This window comes from Knoellia sp. AC549, assembly GCF_979258975.1.
Genome location: NZ_OZ409890.1, coordinates 335,700 through 351,888, shown reverse-complemented (window position 1 = coordinate 351,888; position 16,189 = coordinate 335,700). Strand labels below are relative to the sequence as shown.

10 protein-coding genes and 1 pseudogene are annotated in these 16,189 nt (G+C 72.0%); 7 read left to right on the top strand and 4 right to left on the bottom strand.

The annotated features are described in order from the left end of the window. Positions 1-3 precede the first annotated feature (3 nt). Entirely contained in the window at positions 4-2,460 is a 2,457-nt protein-coding gene (gene treY, locus ACZZ98_RS01640) for a malto-oligosyltrehalose synthase (protein ID WP_463514656.1), read from the top strand. Beyond that, positions 2,457-4,175: a malto-oligosyltrehalose trehalohydrolase gene (gene treZ / locus ACZZ98_RS01635; RefSeq protein ID WP_463514655.1), complete on the top strand. Its 1,719-nt coding sequence runs from the start codon at positions 2,457-2,459 to the stop codon at positions 4,173-4,175. Before treY ends, treZ begins: the two co-directional genes overlap by 4 nt. 90 nt (positions 4,176-4,265) lie before the next feature. Here treZ and ACZZ98_RS01630 read toward each other — a convergent pair whose 3' ends face one another. Continuing rightward, a complete protein-coding gene (locus tag ACZZ98_RS01630; protein WP_463514654.1) occupies positions 4,266-4,601 on the bottom strand; it encodes a hypothetical protein in 336 nt (111 codons plus the stop codon). Positions 4,602-4,855: 254 nt separating this feature from the next. Between ACZZ98_RS01630 and ACZZ98_RS01625 the strand changes: the two genes are divergently transcribed. From ACZZ98_RS01625 to ACZZ98_RS01610, 4 genes and pseudogenes are all read left to right on the top strand, one after another. Next, complete coding sequence (locus tag ACZZ98_RS01625) at positions 4,856-10,402, top strand: FtsX-like permease family protein (protein ID WP_463514653.1); 5,547 nt, start codon at positions 4,856-4,858, stop codon at positions 10,400-10,402. Further along, positions 10,399-11,002: pseudogene (locus ACZZ98_RS01620) on the top strand (ABC transporter ATP-binding protein). The gene ACZZ98_RS01625 and the pseudogene ACZZ98_RS01620 overlap by 4 nt, the downstream one beginning before the upstream one ends. Beyond that, the gene (locus ACZZ98_RS01615) at positions 10,965-11,348 is read left to right on the top strand and encodes a hypothetical protein (RefSeq protein ID WP_463514652.1); all 384 of its coding nucleotides are present in this window, start codon (positions 10,965-10,967) and stop codon (positions 11,346-11,348) included. Before ACZZ98_RS01620 ends, ACZZ98_RS01615 begins: the two are co-directional and overlap by 38 nt. Then, on the top strand, positions 11,345-12,043 hold the full coding sequence (locus ACZZ98_RS01610; RefSeq protein ID WP_463514651.1) for an ABC transporter ATP-binding protein: 699 nt from the start codon (positions 11,345-11,347) through the stop codon (positions 12,041-12,043). The genes ACZZ98_RS01615 and ACZZ98_RS01610 overlap by 4 nt, the downstream gene beginning before the upstream one ends. A gap of 96 nt (positions 12,044-12,139) precedes the next feature. Here ACZZ98_RS01610 and ACZZ98_RS01605 read toward each other — a convergent pair whose 3' ends face one another. Then, a complete protein-coding gene (locus tag ACZZ98_RS01605) occupies positions 12,140-13,117 on the bottom strand; it encodes an acyl-CoA thioesterase (RefSeq protein ID WP_463514650.1) in 978 nt (325 codons plus the stop codon). 38 nt (positions 13,118-13,155) lie between these two features. Next, positions 13,156-14,613, bottom strand: a complete 1,458-nt coding sequence (yczR, locus tag ACZZ98_RS01600; protein WP_463514649.1) for a MocR-like transcription factor YczR — start codon at positions 14,611-14,613, stop codon at positions 13,156-13,158. A gap of 61 nt (positions 14,614-14,674) precedes the next feature. On the opposite strand from yczR, the gene yczE reads away from it, so the two are divergent. Further along, the gene (gene yczE / locus ACZZ98_RS01595; RefSeq protein ID WP_463514648.1) at positions 14,675-15,388 is read left to right on the top strand and encodes a membrane protein YczE; all 714 of its coding nucleotides are present in this window, start codon (positions 14,675-14,677) and stop codon (positions 15,386-15,388) included. Here yczE and ACZZ98_RS01590 read toward each other — a convergent pair. Further along, on the bottom strand, positions 15,361-16,128 hold the full coding sequence (locus ACZZ98_RS01590; protein ID WP_463514647.1) for a sugar isomerase domain-containing protein: 768 nt from the start codon (positions 16,126-16,128) through the stop codon (positions 15,361-15,363). The genes yczE and ACZZ98_RS01590 overlap by 28 nt on opposite strands. Positions 16,129-16,189 lie beyond the last annotated feature (61 nt).

The window sequence follows — 16,189 nt, the reverse complement described above, 5'->3', positions numbered from 1 at the left end:
GGTATGCCGTCCGCCCCCGTCGTCGTCCACAGCTCCCGTCGTGCCGTCCCCACCTCGACCTACCGGCTCCAGATCCACGGCGGTTTCGGGTTCGACGCGGCAGCGGAGCAGGCGGCATACATCGCGTCGTTGGGTGTCTCGCACCTCTATCTGTCGCCGATCCTGCAGCCGGCGCCGGGTTCGACGCACGGCTACGACGTCGTGAGCCACGACGCGCTCAACGAGGAGGCGGGAGGACGCGAGGCGTTCGACCGGCTCGTCGCCGCTGCGCACCAGCAGGGCCTCGGGATCGTCGTCGACGTCGTGCCGAACCACATGACGGTGCCCGAGGCGACCCACCTCAACGCCCGCCTCTGGGCGTTGCTGCGGGACGGGCGCGGCTCGGCGGCGGCGGCGTGGTTCGACATCGACTGGGACGTCGACGGCGAGCGGGTGCTCATGCCGGTGCTCGGGTCCTCGCTCGACGAGGTGCTGGCGGCCGGTGAGCTGTCCGTCTCCGACGACGGCGGGCCGGACGGCTCCGAGACGGTGCTGCGCTACTACGACCACGACTACCCGGTCCGCCCCGGGACCGAGGACCTCGACCTCGCGGATCTCGTTGCGGCACAGGCCTACCGGCTCACGAGCTGGCGGGACGGCGCGACCGAGCTCAACTACCGCCGGTTCTTCGACGTCACGACGCTCACGGCGGTGCGGGTCGAGGACCCGGCCGTCTTCGACTCCAGCCACGCCCTGCTGCTGTCCCTGTTCGGCGACGGGTCCATCGACGGCTTCCGGATCGACCACCCCGACGGCCTCGCCGACCCCGGTGGCTACCTCGCCCGCCTCGCCGACGCCACCGGCGACGCGTGGGTCGTCGCCGAGAAGATCCTCGAGGGGGAGGAGCAGCTGCCGGAGTCCTGGCGCTGCGCGGGGACCACGGGCTACGACACCCTGCTGCGGGTGCAGCAGGTGCTCACCTCGGGCGAGGGTGACGCAGTGCTCGACAGCCTCTGGGCAAAGCGCGCACCGGGTCGCGAGTCGCTCGACGACGTCGTGCTCGAGGCCAAGCAGCACGTCGTCGGCTCGGTCCAGGCTGCGGAGGTCAACCGCCTCATGCGGCTGGTCGACCGGGTGCTCCCTGAGTCCGACCCGGCCCGCACCCGTGAGGCCCTCGGCTCGCTGCTCGTGTCGATGGACCGCTACCGGGCCTACGTCGTGCCCGGTGCCCAGGTGGACCCCGAGCAGCGCGCCGTCCTCGAGGGGGCGGCCGCCCGCGCCCGCGGGTTGCTGTCGCAGGAGGCGCACGAGGACCTCGACCGCGTGGTCGCCCTGGCGCTGGGTGAGGCGCCCGAGGGTGCCGACCGCACCCTGGTCGACGACTTCGTCGTGCGCTTCCAGCAGACCTGTGGGCCCGTCATGGCCAAGGGCATCGAGGACACCGCGTTCTACCGGTGGTTCCGCATGACCGGTGCCAACGAGGTGGGAGGTCATCCTTCGCACCTGTCGATCGGCGCCGACGAGTTCCACGCCTTCGCCGCGCGCCAGCTCGCCACGTGGCCCTCGACGATGACGACCCTGACCACCCATGACACCAAGCGCTCCGAGGACGTCCGGGCCCGGCTCATGACGCTTCCGGAGAGCGCCGTTGAGTGGGCGGAGTGGGTGCAGGAGGCGTCGGACCTCGCTGCTCCCGACCGCGACGAGCTCCTCGACGACGCGACCGAGTACTTCGTCTGGCAGAGCGTCGTCGGCTCCTGGCCGATCACCCCGGACCGCATCGAGGGCTACGTCCTCAAGGCCGTGCGCGAGGCCAAGGACCACACGGCGTGGGTCGACGGGAACCCCGACTACGAGGCGGCCGTGGTGCGCTTCGCGCGAGCCGCGGTCTCCGACCCCGCCGTCGTCGCGCACGTCGAGACATGGCTCTCGCTGCACGGTGCGTCGGTGCGGGCCAACGTGCTCGGGCAGAAGCTCCTCCAGCTCGTGACCGTCGGTGCGCCGGACGTCTACCAGGGCGCCGAGCTGCAGGCCCTCACGCTCGTGGACCCGGACAACCGCGGCGTCGTCGACTACGCCGAGCGGGTCGAGCGGCTGGCCCGGCTCGACGCCGGTGAGCGGCCACGCGACCTCGACGACGAGAAGCTGCTCGTCACCGCCAACGCACTGCGGCTGCGTCGCGAGCACCCCGAGTGCTTCGTCGGCGACACGGCGACCTACTCGGGTCTCGACACGATGTCCCGCTTCGCAGTCGCCCTCTGCCGTGGTGACGACTCAGGGCCGCAGGTCGTGGCCGTCGTCACCCGGGGGGCCGACAGCCTCACCGCCTCCGGTGGTTGGGGCGAGGCCCGGATCGATCTCCCTGCTGGGGAGTGGCGAAACCTGTTGTCGGAGAGCGAGACCGACCGCTTCTCCGGTCCCGTCGAGATGGCCGACCTCATGGTCGACCTGCCCGTCGCGCTGTTGGTGAGGTCGTCATGATCGAGGTGTGGGCGCCCGAGGCCACGCGAGTCGAGATCAGCTTCGGTGCGCCCGGCGCTGAACCGACGCGAGAGCCGATGGTGCGTGGCGACGGGGGCTGGTGGCGCTGGGACGGTGACTCCACGGCATACGCCGCCTTCGAGTATGCGTTCGTGCTGGACGGCGAGGAGCCGGCCCTGCCGGACCCACGCAGCGCCTGGCAGCCGCACGGCGTCGACGGGCCGAGTCGCCTCTTCGACGTCAGCGCCCACGAGTGGGCGGACACCGGCTGGCGCGGGCCCCGTGACGGAGCCGGCACGCGCGGCGGCGTGATCTACGAGCTGCACATCGGCACGTTCACTCCCGAGGGCACCTTCGACGCCGCGCTCCAGCGGCTCGACCACCTCGTCGACCTCGGTGTCGACGTCGTCGAGGTGCTTCCGGTCGCGGCCATCCCGGGACGGTGGGGATGGGGCTACGACGGTGTCGACCTGTATGCCGTCCACGACGCCCTCGGCGGTCCGGCAGCCTTCCAGCGGTTCGTCGACGCCTGCCACGCCCGGGGTCTGGGCGTGTGCCTCGACGTCGTCTACAACCACCTCGGACCCAGCGGCAACTACCTCGGACGGTTCGGTCCCTACTTCACCGAGAGCCACCTGACACCGTGGGGACCGGCGGTCAACCTCGACGCACCGGGCGCTCCCGAGGTGCGCACGTTCATCGTCGAGAACGCGTTGCGGTGGCTGCGCGACTTCCACGTCGACGCCCTGCGGCTCGACGCCGTCCACGCCCTCGTCGACGACAGCGAGCGACACCTGCTCGTGGAGCTGTCCGAGGACGTCGCGGAGCTCGCCGTGGCTCTCGGGCGGCCGCTCGACCTCATCGCCGAGAGCGACCTCAACGACACCTCCATGGTCACTTCCACCACCGACGGGGGGCTGGGGATGACCGCGCAGTGGGCCGACGACGTCCACCACGGCCTGCACGTCGCGCTCACCGGTGAGATGCAGGGCTACTACGAGGACTTCGGTGGTGGCACCCGCAGCCTGCCGGACGGTGGTCCGCTCGACGTGCTGGCCCACGTGCTGACGCGGGGCTTCCTCCACGACGGCCGCTGGTCGACGTTCCGCGACAGGGAGTGGGGCAGGCCGGTCGACGTGGACACCCTCGACGGCCGTCGGCTCGTGACGTATCTCCAGACCCACGACCAGGTGGGCAACCGAGCGACCGGTGACCGGATCGGCGCCAGCATCACGCCGGGCCGTGCCGCCATCGGTGCCGCGCTCTATCTCCTCGGCCCGGGCACGCCGATGATCTTCATGGGTGAGGAGTTCGCTGCATCGTCCCCGTGGCAGTTCTTCACCGACTTCACCGACGAGGGCATGGCCGAGGCCGTGCGCGCCGGTCGCCGGGCGGAGTTCGGCGGGCACGGCTGGGCCGCCGTCGACGTCCCCGACCCGCAGGCGCGAGCGACCCGGGACGCCAGCGTGCTGCGCTGGGACGAGGTCGGCTCGGAGCCGCATGCCTCGCTGCTCGAGTGGTATCGCCAGCTGATCCGTCTGCGTCGCACCGTCATCGGCACCGACGAGACCCGCTTCGCCGACGTCTCGTGCTCCGTCGTCGACGATGGCGCCGGGTTCGAGATGCGGCACCGGGGCATCACCCTCCGTGCCGACCTCGCACGAGACACGGTCACGGTGTCCGCACCCGGCATACCGGATCTCGTCTTCCCCTGACGGCAGCGGCACTGACGGCGGGCGCCCGTCTCGGCACAAAGTCACGAACCGGAGTCGATCACCGACGCCGACTGCCGCACCGTGGCCCGGTCAGTAGGTTGGCAGAACGCGGGCGCCCAGGGCGCTCGCGGCGGTCTGCGCGAGGAGCGCGGGGAGCGTGCCAGGGCAGTGAGGGAGGTCGGGGATGGGCGTGCTCACGCTGCTGCGTCGGCGCATCGGCACCCATCCGCTCGCCCTCACCGCCGTCGTCGTCGCCGCCCTGCTCTCGATGGTGGTCGTCGCGACCCTGCAGCTGTTGTCCGTGGCGATCTCGGACGCCGGCGTGCGCTCGAGCCTGGGGGTGGGGGGACCCGGTGGAGACCCCGTCGCGCGCACCGTGAGTGCGGCGGCGGCGATCCCACCGGCCTCGCTCCCGGCTGCCGACACCGTCGTCCGACCTCGGCTCGAGGCGCTGGCGGACGACGTCGACGTGAGCCGCGTGGCCTACCCCACGGTGCGGGGCCTGCGCGGCGGTGACGCCCGCGCGCGTATCCAGCTCGCCGACATCGATGGCCTCCAGAAGCACAGCGAGCTCGTCGCGGGCCGGTGGCCGACCCGCACCGACTCGACGGTCGAGGTGTCCCTGCCGGAGGAGGCGGCCAAGGCGCTGGAGCTTCGCCCCCGGTGGCTCGCTCAGGCTGATGAGCCTCACCGACACGGCGGCACCCGACCTCACCGTCACCGTCGTGGGCACCTATCGGGTCCGGGACCGGGCGGCAGCCATCTGGATCGACGACCCGCTCAGCCCCGTCGGTGTGCGCGAGACGGAGTTCACGACCTACGGCCCCCTCGTCCTCGGGCCGGGAGTGTTCGAGACCGGGGTGGTCGGCCAGACCCAGGTCACGTGGCGGGCGTCCACCAGGTTCGACGAGGCGACGGCTGCTTCGGTCGACGACCTCCGCAGCTCGCTCACCGACGTGCTCACCCGCCTGCGCGCTGAGGTCGGCGACACGCGTGGCGCCGAGCCAGGCACGAGTGCGCCGCCATCCACGGCCATCAGCGGCGGGCGGGTCGAGACGGGGTTGGCCGAGCAGCTCGACGCAGCCGCCCTCGTGGCAGCCCGCATCCGCGCCTCGCTCCTCACCCCGACCGTCCTCCTCGTCCTCCTCGGCGCTGCCTCGCTCGTCATGGCGGCCCGGCTCCTCACGTCGCTGCGGGCCGACGAGACCCGGTTGATGCGCACCCGTGGGATGTCCACGAGCCAGGTGGCGTTGCTCGCACTTGCCGACTCCGGGCTCATCGTCGGCGTGGGAGCCGTGGGGGCCTTTGCCGTCGCGCCGCTGCTGACGCGGGCCATCGGGGTCGCCGCGGGGGTGGAGCTCGGTGCGGCGGACCACGGCGACGCCCTGGGCAACGGGCAGCTCTGGCTGGCACTCGTGACGATGGCGCTCCTCGCCACGGTCGTCGTGGTGGCGACCAGTGTCCGCTCCGGGCGGCACGGCGACGCCGGCTCCGCTTCGGGTGGTGGTGGCCGCACCCCTGCCGCCCTCCAGTTCGCGTCGGGGTCAGGACTCGACCTCGCCCTCATCGGGCTCGGGGTCCTCGCGGTCCTGCAGCTGCGTCGCTACGACGTCGCCGGGTCGGCCACCGTGGACCCGCTGACGATCGCGGCCCCGGCATGCGTCATCGCCGGCCTGTCGGTCCTCTGCCTGCGTGTGCTCCCCGGGGCCACGCACCAGGTCGAGCGCGTGTCGGTCGGGCACGTGGGGCTGGACCGGGCGTGGGGCGCGTGGCAGCTGTCGCGACGGCTCGCCGCGCAGGGAGGCACCATCCTGCTCATCCTGCTGTGCATGGCCATGGGTGCCCTGGCCCTGTCGCACCTGGCCACGGCGGGCCGGGCGCTCACCGACCAGTCGGCGTTCGAGACCGGGTCCCCGGTCCGCATCGACACGTCGGTGGGTCGCGCCCTGGCCGAGCGAGCCGCCGGTGAGGACACCCGGGCGATGCCGGTCCTGCGCGAGACCACCGACCTGCGCACGGTCCGGGGAGTGTCGGTGCTCGGCGTCGACGCCACCCGGGCCGGGGGCATCGTCGACCCGCGACCCGACACCCTCGCTGGAGGCACCTGGCGCGGCGTCATGTCCGACCTCGCTCGCGATCGCCCGACGCCGGGGGGAGTGGCCCTGCCGCCACGAGCCACGGAGCTGACCTTCACCTCCAGGGTCCTGGTGCGGTCGGGTTCCGGGGACTTCATCGAGGGTGTCAGCGCGTCCGGCCAGGTCCTGCTCCTTGATGGCCGGGGGATGGTCACGTCGGTGCCGACCGGGTCGGTGACCACGGACCCCACGTCGTTGGCGGTCAGCCTGCCCCAGGGTGACCGGGTGCTGGCCGAGCCGATGTCCGTCATCGGGTTCGCCATGAGGATGCCCGACTTCATCCGGGAGTTCGGAGCTGCCGACCTCGTCCTGGGGCTCGAGGTCAGCGACCTGCGCGCGGACGGTCGGCCGGTGGCCGGCACCGACCGGCTGACCGACCAGTCGCAGTCCATCGACCTCCGGCTCACCACTGCCGCCTCGACGGCGAAGCACGCTCCGGTCGTGATGACCCGGGCGTTGGCCTCCGAGCTCGACGTCCCCATCGGTGGCACGCTGCCCCTGCCGGTCGGTGGGCGGACGGTGCCCGCTGAGGTCGTCGCGCTGATGGACTCGGTCCCGACGGCCGCGGACCCCACGCGGGCCGTCATCATCGACCTGCCCACGCTCTATGCCACGACCGACCGCCCTGGCGTCGACAAGGGATGGCCGACCACCGTCCCGACACCGGGGGAGTGGTGGCTCGACCCGGCCGACACCGATGCCGCCGTCGAGGTGCTGCGGGGGCGCGGGGTCCGCTCCGACGCGGTGGTCGTCCGGGAGGACGTCGAGGCAGCACGTCGGGCCAACCCGGTCAACGCCGGCATGCAGGGAGCGATGCTCCTCGTGACCGGTGCTGCCCTTGTGCTCGCGGCGGTCGGCTTCGCGGCGACGACGGCGTCGCTGGCGCGGACCCGGCACCACGAGAACGCGATCCTGCTGGCGCTCGGCATGGCGCCCGCCCGGATCCGGCGGGTGCTCACCCTCGAGCGCATCTGTGTCGTCGTGCTCACCGTGCTCGTCGGGCTGGCGATGGGCGCCGTCGCAGCGTTCGTCGTCGTCCCCTTCCTCGTCGGCGGTGACGGTCACGCACAGGTGCCCGACGTCCTTGTCGTCATCCCGTGGTGGCAGCTCGGAGCGCTCGCCGGTGCCATCACGGCCGTGCTCTCGGCGATCGGCGTGCTCGTGCTGCGCCGCACGGGTTCCGACCTGGCCATGGAGCTCCCGGATGGGGGCGCCACGATGAGTGGACGGCACGAAGCCAGGCCGGTGCGCAGGCTCCGGGTGCTCGCCCTCGTCGGGCGCGGCGCGCGCAGCACCCTGCTCGTCTCCTTCCTCTTCGCCGTGCTCACCGCGACGGCAACGGCATACCTCGTGGTGACACCGCGACTTCAGGGGACGGCATACGACCGGGCACTGAGCGACGAGCTGCGCGACGCGACCCAGCTCCAGCGCGACCTCACCCTCTCCCTCCTGCCCCGGGACCTCGGAAGTGGCCTGACGGCGCCACCCTTCGACGGGCCGGAGGGCCCCATCGGTCCCGGGGAGGGCACGTCGCCGCCCTTCGACGTCGTCACCGACGCCGCACGGCGCGCGATGGGACCCGACGCCAGCCTCGTGGGCGAGGCGCTCGTCGCCGCACAAACCTCACCCTTCGCGATCCAGCGGGAGGACGGCTCGGAGCTCCCGGGTCAGCCGCAGGCCGTGGTCCGGGTCCAGGAACGCCTCGCCGACCACGTGCGCTGGACGTCGGGAGCGGCTCCGGGCGCGCCCACGCAGACGCGGGTCCTGCTCAACGAGGGCGTGGCGATCCGCCGGGTGCACCTCCTGCCCGTGGGGGTGTCCGACGTCGTCGCCAAAGGACTCGGTCTGAGGACGGGTTCGGTCCACTCCCTCTTTCCCGCAGTGGACTCGTTCCGACGAGCTCGCGACCAGGTCTACGTCGTCATCAGCGGCACCTTTGCGCCACGTGACCGCCGCGACAGCCTGTGGGAGTCCGACGCCCGCATGCTCGACGTCGCCTCGATCCCGACGCCCCAGGGTGGCGCGGTGCGACAGGGGGCCCTGATGGTCCTGGTGGAGAACTATCCGGCGCTGTCCGACAGCCTGCGCGGCGGGCTCACGCCGGAGCTCGCTCCCATGGGCAACCCCCTGCTCACCCACACGTGGCGCTACACCGTGCGCGACGACCTGGCGCGTGCCGATGCCGCACCCCTCGCGCGCATGGCGGCGCGACTGGACACCGCCCCCGCGATGACGGCCCTCCCGGAGCGCCCTCGCCTCACCACGGGCGTCCTCTCGCTCCTGGAGAAGTACGAACGGTCGCTGGCGAGCACCGGTGTCGTCATCTCGTTCGCCACCGCGGGCATCACCGCGCTCGCGACCATCGTGCTCATGCTCACGGGGCTGGTGGCGACCGGCGGGCGACTCCGCGAGCTCACCCTCCTGGCCTCGCGGGGAGCGTCGAGCACCCACCTCCTGACGATGGCGCTGGCCGGTCCGACCTTGTCGGGGCTCCTCGCAGCCGCAGCGGCCGGCTCGCTCGCCGTGCTGCTCGTCGACGGAGTGACCCCATTGGTCACGTGGGCCCAGGTGGCTGTCCTCGTCGCTGCGCCCGCAGTGGCCATCGCGGCCCTCGTGCTCGGCACCGTGCGGGTCGGGGCGAGCGCCGCCGGCGACACGGTGAGCCGGGTGCGTGCCTGGCGTCGGATCGTCGCCGAGGCCGGCCTCGTCATCATCGCGGTCCTGGCGATCTCGACGGTGCGCGCTCGCGGCGACGTGATCTCGGGTGGACAGACCGACTGGTATGCCGCCCTCTCGCCCGTGCTCCTGGCCGCCGCTGCCGCTGTCGTCGTGTTCCGAGCGCTCCCCGCACCGATGCGGGCCCTCTCGCGACTGGCCGGACGAGGCCGCGGCTACGTGTCGTTCCTCGGGCTGGCGCGCTCCTCGCGAGCGACCGGCACCGCCGGACTCCCGCTGCTGGCGCTCGTCGTCGGGGCGAGCATCCTCACGGTCGTGGCCACGATCGCCGCGACGATCGGCGACGAGCGCTCACTGGCGGCCTACCGGACGGTCGGCGCCGACGTGCGCGTCGACGGCGCCCGGATCGAGGACGCCGACCTGGCCACGCTGCGGAAACGACCCGGTGTCTCAGCCGTCAGCGGGGCCTACGTGGACCACACCGCGCAGTTCGCCCGCGTCAGCGACGCGTCAGGTGCCGACGGAGGCCCCGTCAAACCCGTGACGCTCATCGGGACCGACCCTGCAGCCCACGCCGATGTGCTTGGAGGGACGCCACTGGCCCCGGGTGCGATGCCGCCCGCGGACGGGTCACTCGCGACTCCCGGGGGCCGCCTGCCGGCGATCGTCAGTGACGGCGCCGATGTCGGCGACGAGCTCGAGATCGTCGTCATCGGTGTGCGAGTCCCTGTCACGGTCACGGCCATCGACCCGTCGCTGGCCCGGATCCACTCCGGCCGGCTCACGCAGACGGCGCTGGTCCCGCTGGACGCGCTGGAGGCCAAGCTTCCCAGAGCACGGCCGAACACGGCATACGTCAAGGCGTCTGCAGAGGCGAGCGCCGCGCTCGTGGCGCAGGGCACGGACGACAGGGTCACGATCGGTGAGCTCGTCACGGGGGTGGTCTCGGCCCACTCCCTCGTCGAGTCGGCGGCGGGTCGGTCCCTGCCGTCGTTCGTGACGAGCAGCTATGCCGTCGCGGCGGCCCTCGCGGGACTGCTCACCTTCCTCACCACGGTGCTCCTCCTCATCGCGGGTCGTCCGGAGCGTCGCACGCTGATCCTGCGCCTGCGCGCGATGGGTGTGCCGCGGCGGGCGGAGGCCGGCCTGCTGGCCGTCGAGGTCCTCCCGCTCCTGGTCGCCGCCGTGCTCGTCGGTGCCGCCGTCGGCATCGCCGTCCCACCGCTGGTGTCGGGGGCGATCGACCTCGAGGGCTACACGGGCGGTCCGCGGCCGGAGCTCAACCCCAGCTGGGTGGTGGGTGGGCTCGCGGCCCTGGGTGCCTTCCTGCTCGCGGTCCTCGCCCTCGCCATCGAACAGATCCGAACCCGCCGTGCCTCGGCCGCCGAGCACCAACGTGCAGGAGGAAACGCATGACCCCGACCCGCCCCGTGCCAGCCGCGGACGCGACCGACCTGGTCGGTCCCCCCGGGCTCGACATCGTCTGCGACGGTCTCGTCCGCATCTTCACGTCCGAGGGAGTGGAGGTGGTGGCGCTCCAGGGCCTCGACCTCGAGGTGCGGCGCGGTGAGCTCGTGGCGGTCATCGGGGCCTCCGGCTCAGGCAAGTCGACCCTGCTCAACATCCTCAGCGGGCTCGACGTCCCCAGCGCCGGCTCGGCATCGGTGGCCGGGCACGACCTGCTGACCATGGGGCGCGCCGAGCGTCTCCGCTATCGACGCACGACCGTGGGCTTCCTGCACCAGCAGGCCACCGCGAACCTCCTGCCCTACCTGTCGGCCATCGAGAACATCCAGCTTCCCGATGCTCTTCGCCTCGGGCCAGCGGGACGAACGGACCACGCGCGCCGAAGAGATCCTGGAGGTGCTCGGCATCGCGGAGTGCGCGCCCCGCATGCTCGGCGAGCTCTCCGGCGGGCAGCAGCAGCGGGTGGCGCTCGGGGTGGCTCTCGCGAACCGTCCGATGGTGCTCCTGGCCGATGAGCCCACGGGAGAAGCTGGACTCGCGCAGCAGTGACGAGGTCTTTGGGGCGATCCGGCGGGCCAACGAGGAGCTCGGGACGACCGTGGTCGTCGTCACCCACGACGTCCATGTGAGCGAACAGGTCTCACGGACCGTGGCGATCCGGGACGGGCGGACGGCATCGGAGGTGCGCCGCCACGTGACCACGGGCGCCGACGGGGGTGAGCTCGTCATCAGCCAGGAGTACGCCGTGCTCGACCGGGCCGGCCGGCTCCAGCTGCCCAAGGCCTTCGTCACCGCGCTGGGGCTGCGCGAGCGGGTCCGCCTCGAGCTCGAGGGCGACCACATCGGGGTGTGGCCCGAGCAGCCGAGCGAGGGCGAGGGGGAGGAGAAGCCATGACGACGGCATACCTCGATGTGATGGACGTCCACCGGACGTTCGGGACGGGGGCGACCACGGTGCACGCCCTTCGTGGGGTGTCGCTCACCGCCGAGCCGGGCGAGGTCGTGGCCGTGCGCGGTCGCTCCGGCTCGGGCAAGACGAGCCTGCTGAACATCATCGGTGGGCTGGACCGACCCGACTCCGGCACGGTGCACGTCGACGGGGTCGAGGTGAGCGCGTTGGACGATGACGCGGTGCTGGCCCTGCGACGCACCTCGGTGGCCTACGTGTTCCAGTCGTTCGGGCTCGTCCCGATCCTCACCGCTCACGAGAACGTTGAGATCCCATTGCGGCTCAGGGCAGTTGACGCCACTGAGCGTGAGGCCAGAGTCGCCGAGGCCCTCGACCACGTCGGGCTGACGAAGCATGCCCGCCAACGCCCCGGCCAGCTCTCCGGCGGTCAGCAGCAACGTGTGGCGCTGGCCCGGGCCCTGGCGTCCAGACCGGGACTGCTGCTCGCGGACGAGCCCACCGGTCAGCTCGACTCGGAGACCTCACGCGAGATCATGGAGCTGGTCGTGCGCCTGGCCAAGGAGGCCACGATGACGACGATCGTGACGACCCACGACCCGGTGCTGCTCTCTCTCGCCGACCGCGTCGTCGAGATCGCCGACGGGCGTGTGCAGGAAGGTGCGGAAGTCCTTCGACCCTGACGGAGGTGTGAATGGCGCTGTGCGTGCGTTTGCGACGAAGGAGCAACTGAGCGCGCACGGCGTCGTTCACGCCTCCGGCGGTCGGCTCCCATTCGGTCAGCCGAGGTCGTCGCGCACGCGGAGCATGCCCTCCTGCGCGACCGACGCGACGAGGGTGCCGTCGGCGGTGAACATCCGCCCCAGCCCCAGGCCCCGGCCGCCCTGGGCTGACGGCGACTGCTGCGCATAGAGGATCCACTCGTCGGCACGGGCGGGCCGGTGGAACCACATTGCGTGGTCGAGGCTGGCGACGTTGAGTCCGCCGCCGACCCACTGTCGGCCGTGGCGCCGCAGCACCGGCTCGAGCAGGGCGTAGTCCGACGCATAGGCGAGAACGGCGGCATGCAGCAGCGGGTCGTCGGGCAGCCGACCCACGGCCCGGGTCCACACGCTCTGCCGGGCCACCTTCTCGTCTCCGGGAGCGAGGAAGAGCTGCCCCTCGACGTGCCGCTGCTCGATGGCGCGGCCCTCGGCGAGGTGCTTGGCGCCGGGGTGGTCGATGCCACCGAAGACGTCCGTGAGCGACTTCAGCTCCTCGGGACGCGGCACGTCCGGCACCTCGTCCTGGTGGTCCAGCCCGTCCGCCGGCTCCTGGAACGAGCAGCTCATCGACAGGATGGGCTTGCCGTTCTGGATGGCGTGGGCGCGCCGCGTCGAGAAGGACCGGCCGTCACGCATCTTCTCCACCGAGAAGTGGATGGGCTGCGTGTCGTCACCCGGACGCATGAAGTAGGCGTGCAACGAGTGGATCGGCCGCGGGGCCTCACCCTCCGCCGGCGTGACCGTGCGACCGCAGGCCACGAGCCCCTGGGCCAGGACCTGGCCACCGAAGACCCTGCCGTGCGGCATCTTCTGGCTCTGGCCGAGGAAGAGCGTGGTCTCCTCGGCGAACGTGGTCGGCACCGAGGCGGTGCCACCACCACCGGTCGGGTTGGCGCTGACCGTGACGGCCGCCGTCCCGACCTCCTCGAGGTCGAGCACCCGCAGCAGCTCGGCCAGGGCAGGCGGGTTCTGGTCCTCCACGACGTCATTCACAGGCGTCACCCTAACGACGGGGGTTGCCTCGCCCGTCCTCAGGCCACCAACGGACCGTGGCGGTGCTCGGAGCGACCCCGTCGAGAGACCGTGCCCCCGGCGGCGACCCGGTCGACCGCCCGGGCGAGTCGCTCCGCGGCCTCGACGAGCTCGTCAGGTGTCAGCACGTAGGGGAGCCGGATCCACCGGTCGAGGCCACCGGCGGCCGCGAAGCGTGGGCCGCTGGCGATGAGCACACCCTCGTCCTCGGCGGCCAGCGTCACCTCGGCGGCTACCGGGTCGGGCAGCTCCAACCACAGGGACAGGCCGCCGCTCGGCAGGACGAACCGCAGCTGCGGCAGCCGCTCCCGCAAGGCGCCGGCGAGCGCGTCACGGCCGGCAACGAGGTCGCGTCTCCGCTCCGCGGTGATGCCGGGAGTGACCTGCATGAGCTGGAGCAGCACGAGCTGGTCGATGACCGGCGCCCCGATGTCGAGGGGGACGCGAGCCGCGGTGAGTCGCTCCAGCATCGAGCCCGACGCCCGGATCCAGCCGATCCGCAGGCCACCCCAGTGCGACTTCGAGGCACTGCCGACCGAGATGGTGTCGGGGTGGTGGGTGGCGAACGGCAACGGCATCGGACCCTCGTGGTCGAGGGAGATCTCGACGACCGTCTCGTCCACGATGGCCGTGATCCGCTCTCGTACCAACGCTTTTGCCACGACGGCGCGCTGCTCGTCGGACATGAGGTTGCCCGTGGGGTTGTGGAAGTCGGGGAGCAGGATCGCGGCTCGTGCCCCCGAGGCACGGATCGTCGTCGCCATCATCGCGACGTCCCAGCCGGTCGGTTCGACCGGGACGGCGGCGATGCGCGACCTCAGCTGGGTCAGGGTCGGGAAGATGTTGGGATAGGTCGGCGTCTCCATGACGACGGTGTCGCCGGGGGAGAGCAGGGCCCGTGCCGCGATGGCCGTGCCGACGACCGCGCCGGTGGTCACGATGACCTCGTCAGCCGTGGTGGGCAGGCCGCGCGCGGTGTAGCGGGCCGCGATCGCCTCGCGCAGCTCCGGAACCCCGTTGAGCAGGTAGCCGCTTCCACTGAGGTAGCCGGGCGACGCCGCGATCGCCGCCTCCGCGGCCTGGGTCATGCCGGCTGGCGCGCGTTGTGCCGCGCAGGTGAGGTCGATCATGCCCTCCGGGACCTGGGCCGACATGTGCAGCCCGGTGTCGCGGCGCATGGCCCCGGCCGGGAGGCTCGCCACGCTGCCCGAACCACGACGCGACGTGAGGTAGCCGCGCTCGCGCAGCACGGCATACGCGCTGCTCACGGTCGTGCGGCTGAGCCTCAGCGCGATCGTGAGGTCGCGCTCGCTCGGGAGCCGCGTCCCGACTGCGATGCGGCCGTCCGCGATGAGGAGGCGGAGCGAGTCGGCAACCACCTGGTATGCCGGTCGGTCACCCGACGTGGGACCGATCAGCTCTGCGGTGCGGACGGCGGAGAGCACGGGAGCAGCCATGAGGCCACTGTCCCACAAGTGGCCATGGATCCAAGGGCCACTTGCCGGGCAGGATGGGGGCATGAGCCCGATCCAGACCCTCCGCGCCGGTGCCCGTCGCCGGGTGGACCTCGTCCCGATGACCCCGATGGAGCAGCTGCGCGCCGGCCGGACGCTGCGCCGTGTCAGTCAGCTTTTTGTCGGGCTGTGGCTCTACGGCACCGCCATGGCGATGTTCATCCGGGCAGAGCTGGGTCTCGACCCGTGGGACGTCTTCCACTACGGGGTGCAGCAGCACATCGGGCTGAGCTTCGGGACGATCGTCGTCATCGTCGGAGGCCTCGTCCTGCTCCTGTGGATCCCGCTGAGGCAGTGGCCCGGGCTGGGCACGGTGGCCAACGTCTTCGTCATCGGTATCGCGACCGACGTCATGCTGGCCGTGCTCGACGCGCCGTCCGAGCTCTGGCTGCGTTGGGTCTTCCTCCTCGGCGGCATCGTCGTCAACGGCATCGGTGGCGCGATGTACATCGGCAGCCAGTACGGCCCCGGTCCGCGCGACGGGCTCATGACCGGGCTGGCGCGACGCAGTGGCCTGTCGATCCGGCTCGTGCGCACCGCCCTCGAGATCTCGGTGCTCGCGATCGGCTGGCTGCTCGGGGGCGTCGTCGGCGTCGGCACGGTGCTCTATGCGCTGCTCATCGGACCGGCGGTCCAGGCCTTCCTGCCGCTGGTCACCGTGCGGCTGCCCGCGACCTCACGGGGCGAGGCTCAGAAGGACCTGATCCGCGAGCCGTAGCGGTCCTTGAGGGCCTGATTGTGCTCGTCGCCGCCGGGGATGTTGGCCGACAGGAACACCGGCGGCACCTCGTCGGCCTCGAGCATCCTGCTCACCACGCCGAGCGTCAGCGACTGCGCGATGAACGCCGCCGTCAGCGAGGAGACCGCGCCCACCTTGATGCCGTGCGGCAGCTCGAGGGTGGCATCGCCGAAGGGCGCCAGGTTGTCGATGACGACATCGGCGATCTCGCTGAGACGCTTGCCGCTCTCGTGCTTGGGCTCGACCGCCATCGTGTGCTCCAGGCTGGTCACGGCGATGACGCTGTGCCCACGCTCCTTGAGGGCGAGTGCCATGCCGACGATGGAGGAGTTGACGCCGGAGTTGCTGGCGATGACGAAGACGTCCTGCGGCTGGATCTCGGTGTGCGAGAGCAGCTCCTCCACGACGCCCGGGTCACGCTCCAGCTCGGCCCCGAACAGCTCCTCGGGGTCGCGGTCGCCGACGATGACGACCTCTCGGAGGGTGATCCGCCGGGTCGGGATGAGGCCACCGGCGCGGCCGGCCACCTCCATCGAGAACCCTTCGGAGTGGCCGGTCCCGAACGCCTGGATGACACCGTTGGACCGCACACACGTGGTGAGGAGGTCGATCGCCACATCGAGGCCACCGCCCGCGACGTGGTCCTGCAACCGTGCGAGTCGGCGGGTGACCTCGGCGGCGAAGTCGGCCTGGGCGGTCTGGGGCGTGCTGTCAGTCATGTCGTCCGCTCTCTCGAGGTTGATGGTCGGTGTTCGTGGCGCCGCCCTGCGGACCACGCTG

What these genes read in the sequence shown, in the direction of transcription:
- ACZZ98_RS01610 (WP_463514651.1), top strand. Translation starts at nt 11,345, where the DNA reads ATGACGACGGCATACCTCGATGTGATGGACGTCCACCGGACGTTCGGG.
- treY (WP_463514656.1), top strand. Translation starts at nt 4, where the DNA reads ATGCCGTCCGCCCCCGTCGTCGTCCACAGCTCCCGTCGTGCCGTCCCC.
- ACZZ98_RS01625 (WP_463514653.1), top strand. Translation starts at nt 4,856, where the DNA reads ATGAGCCTCACCGACACGGCGGCACCCGACCTCACCGTCACCGTCGTG.
- yczR (WP_463514649.1), bottom strand. Translation starts at nt 14,613, where the DNA reads ATGGCTGCTCCCGTGCTCTCCGCCGTCCGCACCGCAGAGCTGATCGGT.
- treZ (WP_463514655.1), top strand. Translation starts at nt 2,457, where the DNA reads ATGATCGAGGTGTGGGCGCCCGAGGCCACGCGAGTCGAGATCAGCTTC.
- ACZZ98_RS01590 (WP_463514647.1), bottom strand. Translation starts at nt 16,128, where the DNA reads ATGACTGACAGCACGCCCCAGACCGCCCAGGCCGACTTCGCCGCCGAG.
- yczE (WP_463514648.1), top strand. Translation starts at nt 14,675, where the DNA reads ATGAGCCCGATCCAGACCCTCCGCGCCGGTGCCCGTCGCCGGGTGGAC.
- ACZZ98_RS01615 (WP_463514652.1), top strand. Translation starts at nt 10,965, where the DNA reads ATGAGCCCACGGGAGAAGCTGGACTCGCGCAGCAGTGACGAGGTCTTT.